At 48.0% G+C, this 10000-nt stretch carries 8 protein-coding genes and 1 pseudogene; 4 read left to right on the forward strand and 5 right to left on the reverse strand.

Annotated features, from left to right (window positions below; genetic code table 11):
* From LDL40_RS16205 to leuS, 3 genes and pseudogenes are all read right to left on the reverse strand, one after another.
* Positions 1 to 336, reverse strand: a pseudogene (locus LDL40_RS16205) (DNA polymerase III subunit delta); the annotation flags it as partial.
* The gene (gene lptE, locus LDL40_RS16210; protein ID WP_300996487.1) at positions 336 to 818 is read right to left on the reverse strand and encodes an LPS assembly lipoprotein LptE; all 483 of its coding nucleotides are present in this window, start codon (positions 816 to 818) and stop codon (positions 336 to 338) included. The pseudogene LDL40_RS16205 and the gene lptE, both read right to left, overlap by 1 nt.
* Position 819: 1 nt before the next feature.
* Complete coding sequence (gene leuS, locus LDL40_RS16215) at positions 820 to 3408, reverse strand: leucine--tRNA ligase (RefSeq protein ID WP_300996488.1); 2589 nt, start codon at positions 3406 to 3408, stop codon at positions 820 to 822.
* A 208-nt stretch (positions 3409 to 3616) separates the two neighbouring features.
* Between leuS and LDL40_RS16220 the strand changes: the two genes are divergently transcribed.
* Positions 3617 to 4252 carry a LysE family translocator gene (locus LDL40_RS16220; RefSeq protein WP_300996489.1) on the forward strand — a complete coding sequence of 212 codons (636 nt, stop codon included), beginning with the start codon at positions 3617 to 3619 and terminating at the stop codon, positions 4250 to 4252.
* A 9-nt stretch (positions 4253 to 4261) separates the two neighbouring features.
* Here LDL40_RS16220 and LDL40_RS16225 read toward each other — a convergent pair whose 3' ends face one another.
* Complete coding sequence (locus tag LDL40_RS16225; RefSeq protein ID WP_300996490.1) at positions 4262 to 5419, reverse strand: serine hydrolase; 1158 nt, start codon at positions 5417 to 5419, stop codon at positions 4262 to 4264.
* 149 nt (positions 5420 to 5568) lie between these two features.
* On the opposite strand from LDL40_RS16225, the gene LDL40_RS16230 reads away from it, so the two are divergent.
* From LDL40_RS16230 to yjjG, 3 genes are all read left to right on the forward strand, one after another.
* On the forward strand, positions 5569 to 6024 hold the full coding sequence (locus tag LDL40_RS16230; protein ID WP_300996491.1) for a hypothetical protein: 456 nt from the start codon (positions 5569 to 5571) through the stop codon (positions 6022 to 6024).
* 151 nt (positions 6025 to 6175) lie between these two features.
* A complete protein-coding gene (locus tag LDL40_RS16235) occupies positions 6176 to 8563 on the forward strand; it encodes a Lon protease family protein (protein ID WP_300996492.1) in 2388 nt (795 codons plus the stop codon).
* Between the two features lie 96 nt (positions 8564 to 8659).
* Positions 8660 to 9334: a pyrimidine 5'-nucleotidase gene (gene yjjG, locus LDL40_RS16240; RefSeq protein WP_300996493.1), complete on the forward strand. Its 675-nt coding sequence runs from the start codon at positions 8660 to 8662 to the stop codon at positions 9332 to 9334.
* Positions 9335 to 9407: 73 nt separating this feature from the next.
* On the opposite strand, the gene LDL40_RS16245 is transcribed toward yjjG, so the two are convergent.
* On the reverse strand, positions 9408 to 10000 hold a 593-nt coding region (locus LDL40_RS16245; protein WP_300996494.1), incomplete at its 5' end, for a hypothetical protein.

Below are 10000 nucleotides of genomic sequence, written 5' to 3' on the forward strand. Positions count from 1 at the left end.
ATGCAGCACCAGAATTAAATCCGGATGCAGCAAAGAAGGCAGTTGTTTTAATAAGTCGTTTGCGCCCGTTGGTAACTTGGCAGGTAACTCCAGCTCAAAAATGCGGCGCGGAGAAAACAGCGATAGGTTATTCAGCTCCATCAGAAAATCGTTCCAACTGAAACTGCTGTCCCAGCTGTAACTTTGTCTCTCTTCAAAGCCTTGTTTTTTTGCCGCCGCACGAATCAAATCTATGCTTTCCTGCTTTTGCAACGGCTCCTCACCAAACACCAGGTACACTGAAGTCAGGCTTTTTTGTAACTGTGCAGCAAGCTGATTGCTATACAGTTTCAGCATCAGTTGATCCGGTTTAACTGACGGATAATCCGACTGGCTGCCTGAGAACGTAATTCCTGCAGTAACAGATCAAGCTCTTTGGCTTTGGCCAATGCCAGATTGGGGTCATCCTGATAATCACGGGTCAGCTCAAACTGAAATTCCTGAATGTCCCGCTCTGGCAGTAATAACTGATACTTCACTCTATAGATCAGTTCGTATTCTGCCACCTGACCATTGGGAAACAACGACAAGGTACGGCGTTCCAGACTATCCTGCTGTAGCAGCAGAGCCGGAGCTTTAGGATCCAATTCTGTCAGCAATTTCACCTCATTGCTTTTGAGCTGTTCAGACAACAGGCTGGCCAGCTCAGAATGCTTTTTGGCGTCAACAAAAATAGCAGGATAACGTTCCAGCGGCAGGCTACCACGCAAGTGGAAGCCACAGCTGCTCAGAAGCAGGCTGCTGACCAGCAGCCCTGTCCAGATCAAGTGTTTTTTCATTTTATCCTACGGCCAGGCTCAGCAATTTACCCGGAACATAGATCACTTTGCGGATAGTGACACCTTCCAGGAAACGCTGCACGTTTTCTTCAGCATGAGCAAGTTCCAGCACTTGTGCTTCAGTCGCATCCGCTGAGACTGTTACTTTAGCCCGGACTTTACCGTTAATTTGCACTACGACAAGTTTTTCATCTTCCACCATAGCAGCCGCATCAGCCACTGGCCATGGGCTTTGTTCCAATGCTGTGGTAAAACCTAACTCCTTCCACAGGTACTGCGATAAGTGAGGCGTGATAGGGTTCAGTAACTGAATTAAGGTCTGAATACCTTCACGTTTTACTTGCTTGTCTGCATCTGTATCCACAGGCGCTTTTTGTACTTTGTTGGTCAGCTCCATAATGGCGGCCACAGCTGTATTAAATACGTTGCGACGGCCTATATCGTCTGACACTTTAGCGATAGTTTTGTGAATATCGCGGCGCAGCGCTTTTTGATCGGAGTTTAATTCCAAAGAGGTCACAGCGTTGCTGAACAGCTCTTTGTGATCGGCTGCCAAAGTCCAGATGCGGCGTAAGAAACGGTTTGCACCTTCTACGGCTGAATCCTGCCATTCCAGAGTTTGTTCTGGTGGCGCAGTAAACATCATAAACAAACGCACTGTGTCGGCGCCGTATTGGTCTATCACGAGCTGTGGGTCTATACCGTTGTTTTTCGACTTGGACATTTTGCTCATGCCAGCGGATAACACCGGCTTGCCGTCTGTCTTTAAAATAGAGGCTGTAATACGGCCTTTTTCATCACGTTCTGTCGCGACGTCGGCAGGAGAGAACCACTCTTTGCCACCGTTTTCAGTTTCGCGGTAGAAAGTGTCTGCCAACACCATGCCCTGGCACAATAAACGTTTGAACGGTTCGTCGCACTGCACTAAACCTACGTCACGTAACAGTTTATGGAAGAAGCGTGAGTACAATAAGTGCAAAATGGCGTGTTCAATACCACCAATGTACTGATCAACCGGCAGCCAGTAGTTGGCTTTGGCTGGGTCCAGCATAGCCTGGTCATGGTCCGGACTGCAGTAACGGGCATAGTACCAGCTCGATTCCATAAAGGTATCGAAGGTGTCAGTTTCATGCAAAGCGGCCTGGCCGTTGTAGGTGGTTTTTGCCCACTCCAGATCGGCTTTGAGTGGCGAGGTTACACCATTCATCACCACATCTTCTGGCAAACGCACCGGCAGCATCTCTTCCGGAACAGGCACTTGAGTACCATCTTCCAGTGTCAGCATAGGGATAGGCGAACCCCAGTAACGTTGACGGGATACACCCCAGTCACGTAAACGGTAATTCACTTTCACCTGACCTACACCCATAGCGGCTAATTTGTCGGAAATAGCTTTAAAAGCGGCAGAAAAATCTAAACCGTTAAATTCAGCTGAATTAATCAGCACGCCTTTTTCAGTAAAGGCGGCACTGGTTAAATCGCACTGTGCAGTGCTGCCTGCTTCAGGCTCCACCACTTGTTTTATAGCTAAACCGTATTTAGTAGCAAATTCAAAATCGCGCTGATCGTGACCAGGTACGGCCATCACTGCGCCTGAGCCGTAATGCATCAACACAAAGTTAGCGACCCACACCGGTACCTGTTCACCTGTTAATGGGTGAATAGCAAACAAACCTGTTGGCGCGCCTTTTTTCTCCATGGTCGCCATGTCGGCTTCGGCCATTTTGCCGCCTTTGCAGTCGTCAATAAAAGCCTGTAATTCTGGATTGTTGACTGCAGCTTGTTGGGCTAATGGATGCTGAGCGGCCACTGCTACGTAAGTCACGCCATATAAAGTGTCCGGACGTGTGGTGTAAACAGTCATGGTCTGTTCTGAACCTGCCACTTTAAACTCGATCTCTACGCCTTCTGAGCGGCCGATCCAGTTTTTTTGCATGGTTTTGACTTGCTCAGGCCAGTCGTCTAACTGGTCTAAGTCTTGTAATAATTCTTCGGCGTAATCTGTGATTTTAATAAACCACTGTGCCAGATCGCGTTGTTCTACCAAAGCACCTGAACGCCAGCCGCGGCCGTCAATCACTTGCTCGTTGGCCAATACGCACTGGTCCACAGGGTCCCAGTTCACAGTGGCCATTTTTTTGTAGACCAGGCCTTTTTCAAACAGCTTGGTAAAGAACCATTGTTCCCACTTGTAGTATTCAGGTTTACAGGTCGCGACTTCGCGGTCCCAGTCGTAACCAAAACCTAAGCGTTTCAGTTGGCCTTTCATGTAGTCGATATTGGCGTAGGTCCATTTGGCTGGTGCTGTTTTATTGGCAATAGCAGCGTTTTCAGCGGGTAAACCAAAAGCATCCCACCCCATAGGTTGCATCACGTTTTTGCCCTGCATGCGCTGGAAACGGCTGATCACATCACCTATGGTGTAGTTACGCACATGGCCCATATGTAAGCGGCCACTTGGGTACGGGAACATGGAGAGGCAGTAGTATTTTTCTTTGGAAGCATCTTCTACTACTTTAAAGGCGTTTGTTTGTTCCCATTCCTGTTGCAGCTGCTGTTCAATCAACTGCGGATTATATTGTTCGTGCATTAAAAACCTTCCAACGTGAAGTCAAAACCAGACCGATGAAACCGGCGGGAAAAATTGCCGCTAGCATACCGCAAGCAGGGGGTCGGCAACAACTGCAACAAAAGGCAATCCTTGCATTGTTTTATTTTGTTGCAAGGCTCTTGTCCACTGTGTTGCCGCTGCCTAAAGTGGTGAACTTAAAATAAAAACTTCACAAAAGGGGCGGCTGATGTTTGGCATTGAAAATCTGTGGTTATTTATTATCTCTGGTTTGTTGCTGAATATTTCACCAGGACCGGATACAGTGCTGATTGTCAGCCGCAGCGCCAGTCAGGGCTGGCGTGCTGGTTTGGTCGCTGTTGCAGGCATTGGCACAGGAGTTTGCGTGCATATTTTTGCTGCAGCTTTGGGTGTGTCGGCTTTGCTGGCTACTTCGGCGACAGCTTTTACTCTGGTTAAACTGGCTGGTGCGGCTTATTTATTGTATCTGGGCGCTAAAATGCTGTTAGCAAAAAGCGCGGCGCAAGGCGTTATTGCCAGGCCGGTATCAACCGCATCTTTTCGAACTATTTTCCTGCAGGGCTTTGTCACTAATGTACTGAACCCCAAAGTGGCGCTGTTTTTCTTAGCTTTTGTACCACAGTTTATTGCCGTGGATGCGGCTAACAAAGCTTTGGCTTTTGTTATTTTGGGTTTTATTTTTAACCTTAACGGTATGCTTTGGTGTGTGTGTTTAGCTATCAGTGCTGGCCTTGCCGGACAAAAAATGCAAGTCAGCTCAGGTGTGGCAAAGCTGTTAAACAAAGGGATTGGTGCTTTATTTGTCGCTTTGGGGGTAAAACTAGCGCTGGCAGAGCAGCGCTAGTTATTGAGTTTAATCGGGTAAAGCAGCTAATACTTTGCCAACCAGTTGATTTAACTCATCACCATTACCAATCCAGCGCGCGACCATCAGCAAATCGTGGTCTTTGTCGATGTAAATAATATTGCGGCCAGCACCCTGAAAAGTAACAGCGGTTTCAGGGGCGCTTGGTAAAGCTTTACGGCCAGGATTTAAAAACCAATTGGCAAAGCCGTACTCAGGATTGGCCGTGCCGCCTGTACTGGCCAGTTTGATCCATTCTTTGCTGATCAACTGCTTATCCTGCCACTTGCCATCCCGCAAAAACAAATACCCAAAACGGGCTAAATCCCAGGCGTTGATAAACATGCCACCGCCCCAATGGCCGCCGCCTGACACCGACTGTATCTTTTGGCCATCCAGCTCAATCCAGCTGTTGTCGTAGCCATACCAGCGCCATGTAGATGACGCGCCAATAGGCATCATGATCTGTTCGTTTAGCACTTGAGGTAATGCTTTACGCCAGACATACAAAGTCGATAATGCCAGCAGATTCACCCGTACATCATTGTATTTGTAATGGCTGCCCGGTGTGCGTAGCGGCCGTTTTGGCCAATCAGCCGGAGTTTTACCTTCAGGTCGGTCAGCCCAGTCCGGTTTGCCCCACAAAGTGCCTTGCCAGTCGCTGGTTTGACGTAGCAGATGATCCCAGCGAATTTGGCTGTTGTGTGCGCCCTGATATAAATCCACACCATGTGGCATATAGCCATCTACTTTGTCCTGCAGGTTACGAATTAAGCCCTGTTGCCAGGCAAGACCTGTTACTGTAGTTAAAAAGGTTTTAGTGATGCTATGGGTCATATCCACAGCCTGAGTATCGCCCCACTGGGCTATCACTGCACCTTTGTAAATAATGATACCGTTGGCAGGAGCGCGGGTTTTCATTGGGCCAATAATCTGGTCATAAGGCTCTTTGGCACCAAAGGTGGTGGCCTGATGAATGGCTTGATCCGGGTCTGCTTGGTTTTCAGCCTGGATGGCGTAATCCACTGCCTGTTGTAGCAAAGTCGCGTCCACTTTTAATTCGGCTGCTGGTTTGTGTTGCCACTGCCCTGCAGGTGGAAAGTACTCTGCCGTGCTAGCTGCACTAAAAAACAAAGCAAAAGCGGTAAAAGCAAAATTAAGTTTCATCAACAACCCCTTTTATAGTTCTGTCTGCAGACTGAGCTTCAGCGCTAAAAGCCGCAATAGTCTTGCGACTAAAAAGCCAGGCTACAGGTTTAAAATCCGGCCAGTTGATTTTGCCCGTCTATACTAAACAAAAGTAGTAAGGGGGTTTTATGTCCGATTTTAAAGAAAAATATCAGAATTGGCTCAATGAGTTAGCTACTATGTTTAAAGAAGGGCGGCAGCAGCAACTGGATAATCTGGTCGGTTTTGCCGACACAGTCAAAGCTTATATCAAAGCAGGTAAAGAGCTGACCGCTTATGAAACCCAACTCTTTATCGAAACCTTTAAACGTCAGGCCACAGAAGCAGAACAAGCACCATCCCTCTGGCCAGAAACGCTGTGGTATGAACTTTCACTCATTACCGACAAAACCCAGATTGAATGGCAGGAACTGATGCAGGATTTAGAGCATCAAGGTACGTATCTGCAAGGTGAAGAAGTGGGCATGGGGTTGTATCAATGCCAGCAGTGTCAGCAACAACAGGCCTTTTACCATCCGTCTGAATTAGGTGCTTGTGTTTATTGTGGAGGGCAGCATTTTAGTCGTCATGGATTACCCGTTTAAACCCGTCGTCTTTGAAGCTGCAGCTTTGTTGACTGCGCCAGTCGCCTTCCTGCAACTCCAGGTTACTTGGGTTTATATCCTTCATTTTATTCAATGATTTGTTAAGATGACGGAAATTGTAGTTTTCATCTTTTAACACTAAGCAGGTTGCATGACGCACAACAGCCATAAATATGCTTTAACCGCCGAACATTTAGGCCCACAATTGGACAAGAACCTAATCCAGCAAGCGCTGGACGTGACAGGTTTATCCAGCACTTTTATCGGCCAGGACAGAGCGAAGGCAGCATTAAATTTTGCCATTGGCATGGATATGCCGGGGTATAACCTCTATGTGATGGGCGAACCGGCTTTAGGTCGTTACACCTTAGTGCAGGATATTTTGCAGCAAGCCGCCAGCGAAAAAGCCACGCCAGACGACTGGTGTTATATCAATAACTTTGATGATGAACGTATTCCGGGCACCTTACGTTTAGTGCCGGGTGAAGGCAAAGTGCTGGTGAAAAAGGTCGAAGCCTTAATAGACGAGCTGCTTGATACCTTCCCGGCCGCTTTTGATAACCCGGGGTATCAGCGCAAGAAAAAAGCTATACATCAGGCCTTTGACGATAAATACGAAGCTGCTATTGCTTTGGTCGAACGTAAAGCTTTAGAGCAACAAGTGGTGCTTTATGAAGAAAACGGCGCTGTCAGCTTTTCTCCTGTGGTCGATGGCAAAGCCTTGGATGACAACGAGTTTGCTAATTTGTCGGAGGAGAAACGGCAGTTTTTCTACGATTTAGTCTCAGAGCTTGAAACCATACTAAACGAGCAGTTGCTGGAATTACCGCAGTGGAAACGTGAGCTGTCGGAAAACCTGCGGGCATTGCGGCGTGAAACCATAGAACAAGCCATTAAGCCTTTGCTGAAACAGCTGGAACACGATTATGCCGGTGAGCTGGGCGTATTACGTTATCTGCGCGAAATGAAGCCTGCTCTGGTCAAAGCCATGCTGGAGTTACTGCCGGAAGAAGCGGAAAGTGACAAGCTGGAAGAGCTGGATATCCGCAGTATTTTTGTCGGCGACTTTGTGCCTAATGTGCTGATGCATCACGAACTGATGGACGGCGCTCCTATTATTTTTGAGCCAAACCCAAGCTACGGTAATTTATTTGGCAGGGTGGAATACAGCTCGATGCAAGGCTCGCTCTACACCAATTACCGCATGATCCGCCCTGGTGCTTTGCATAAAGCCAATGGCGGTTATCTTGTGCTGGATGCTGATCGTTTATTGTCGCAGCCAAGTTTGTGGGATGCATTGAAACTGGCACTGAAAACCGGTGAAATCCTGATTGATACTTTAAGCGATCATGCAGTCACCAACTCCACTATTATCACGCCTAAGGCGATACCTCTGAGTGTGAAAATAGTGCTGTTGGGATCGCGTGATTTGTATTACCTGGTGCAGGACGTGGACGATGAGTTTAACGAACTGTTCCGCGTCTTAGCTGACTTTGAGCATTATTTGCCTTTTAACGAGCAAACCGTGCGTTATATGTCGCTGCAAATTCAGGATCAAATTCAGCAAATGGAGATGGAAACCTTGTCGGCCTGCGGTTTAAAGCAGTTGCTGAACTTTAGTTTCCGTCAGGCCGAACATCAGCGCAAACTCTCTGCCCGTTTTGCCGAAGTGCTGGAACTGGTGCGCGAAGCCTGTTTTTACGCCGCCCAGCATGACTCGGCCGAACTGCGCGCTGAACATGTGCAAATGGCGCTGGAAGGCAAACAGTACCGCACAGGCCGCATCAGCGAGTCCTTTTTGGAAGACATTCAGGAAGGCCAGATTTTAATAGACACAGACGACTGGGCTGTTGGCAAAATCAACGGTTTAACTGTACTGGAAATTGGCGATACTGCTTTTGGTACACCAGCCCGTATCAGCACCACAGTCTTTGCTGGCTCCACTGGCGTGGTGGATATTGAACGTGAAGTCGAGCTGGGTAAATCCATTCACTCCAAAGGTGTCATGCTGTTAACCGGCTATTTGGGTGCTAAATACGCTCAGCATTTCCCATTGACCTTGTCGGCCAATATCGCCATGGAACAATCCTATGGTTTAATAGATGGCGACAGCGCGTCCTTGGCCGAGGTCTGTGCGCTGATTTCCGCCATTGCCGATATTCCTATTACCCAAAGTCTGGCGGTGACAGGTTCAATTAACCAACATGGTCAGGTACAGGCTATAGGCGGTGTGAACGAAAAAATTGAAGGTTTTTTCCGCTTATGCCAGTCCCGTGGTTTAACGGGGAAACAAGGCTGTATTATTCCGGCCAGCAACCAGTTGAATCTGGTACTGAATGATGAAGTGATTAAAGCGGTAGAGCAGGGCCAGTTCCATATTTATGTGGTCAAAGGGGTGGATGAAGCGCTGGAGCTTCTGATGGATATGCCCGCAGGTGAACGCAATAGCAAAGGCCAGTATCCAAAACGCACCATCAACTATCTGGCGCTACGCCGTCTGGAAGAGATTGCAGCTATAGTCAACGGCTCCGATGATTAACACTTTAGATCAGGAGATCTAAAAATGGGGTCAGATCACATTAGTTACGCATAACTAATGTGATCTGACCCCATTTTCAATTTAAAGAGTATTTACGTGAAAGCTTTTAACTGGATTTTATTTGACGCCGATGAAACCTTGTTTCATTTTGATGCATATGCTGGGTTGCAGTTGTTGTTTAAAGGCTATGGCGTGGACTTTACTACCCAGCATTATGAAGACTATCAGGCACTGAACCAACCACTCTGGCTGCAGTACCAAAGCGGTGAAATCAGTGCAAAACAGTTGCAGGAACAACGTTTTAGCTATTGGGGGCAGCAGTTAAATATTGCGCCTTCAGTACTTAATGCCGGTTTTTTACAGGCCATGGCCGAAGTCTGCACTCCTCTGCCTGGCGCTGTCAGTTTACTTAATGCACTGCAAGGCAAAGCTAAATTAGGCATTATCACTAATGGCTTTACCGACTTACAGCAAATACGTTTAGAACGCACAGGCCTGCATAATCACTTCGATATTCTGGTGATCTCCGAACAGGTTGGTGCAGCTAAACCTCATCCGCAGATCTTTTCTCATGCCAAAGAGCTGATGGGAAATCCTGACCCGGCTACAGTGTTGATGGTGGGGGATAACCCTATAGCTGATATTGGTGGTGGTAAACAGGCTGGTTTTTACACCTGTTGGCTCAATCGCTTTGAGGCCACTTTGCCCGCCGGTATAGTGCCGGATTGTGAAGTTCATTCATTGCCTGAGTTGGAAGCTTTGTTGAGGTAATAAAAGGGGGCAGCGTCCGTGCCAGACACCCCAAAACTCCTGAATTTTATACTCTTTTTTCCTATGCTTTATTTCAGGCTGTGATATTTACCGCAGCGCCAGATTGAGCATTTGTCTTGGTTTGAGCACCGTAAGTGTCCATCAGCTGTTGCAAAGTGCGGCTGAGTAACTTGCTGATACTTTCGCTGTTATCCGAGCTGCTGATCTTACTGGCTAAAGAAGAAGACTCAGTGTGCTGACTTTCTCTGAAGCTTTTGGCCTCCTGCAGTGTGACTTTGCCATCACCATCAGCATCGGCACTGGCAAAGTTGTCGAGCAGCGACTGCAGACCCGCAGCCATTTCAGAGTCCGTTTCTGTCATTTCTTCCAGCATGGCCGTCAGCTCATCCGCAGTTTTTCCACTGTCCTGTGCCGTGCTACCCGCTGCTCCATGCGGAGGAGGGGGAGGCATTCCTGCCGCCGCTGTCATCGGGTCGTTGCCTTCAGTGCTTTGGCGATAAGCCATTGCTTCCTGCATAGTCACCTTACCGTCACCATCAGCGTCCGCTGTATCAAAATTATCCAGCAAGGACTGAATCCCCTCTGTCGCTTTTTCGTCTTCCTGCTCTGCATCCTCAAGCAGAGCGGTCAGTTCCTCCTTCGACTTGCCGCTATCTTGTGGTGGCG

The sequence above is a fragment of the Rheinheimera sp. genome (genome assembly GCF_020217005.1).
Classification (GTDB): domain Bacteria; phylum Pseudomonadota; class Gammaproteobacteria; order Enterobacterales; family Alteromonadaceae; genus Pararheinheimera.

Bases quoted from the DNA above. Each gene is read 5' to 3' on its own strand.
- lptE (WP_300996487.1), bottom strand. From the start codon at position 818: ATGAAAAAACACTTGATCTGGACAGGGCTGCTGGTCAGCAGCCTGCTT.
- leuS (WP_300996488.1), bottom strand. From the start codon at position 3,408: ATGCACGAACAATATAATCCGCAGTTGATTGAACAGCAGCTGCAACAG.
- LDL40_RS16220 (WP_300996489.1), top strand. From the start codon at position 3,617: ATGTTTGGCATTGAAAATCTGTGGTTATTTATTATCTCTGGTTTGTTG.
- LDL40_RS16225 (WP_300996490.1), bottom strand. From the start codon at position 5,419: ATGAAACTTAATTTTGCTTTTACCGCTTTTGCTTTGTTTTTTAGTGCA.
- LDL40_RS16230 (WP_300996491.1), top strand. From the start codon at position 5,569: ATGTCCGATTTTAAAGAAAAATATCAGAATTGGCTCAATGAGTTAGCT.
- LDL40_RS16235 (WP_300996492.1), top strand. From the start codon at position 6,176: ATGACGCACAACAGCCATAAATATGCTTTAACCGCCGAACATTTAGGC.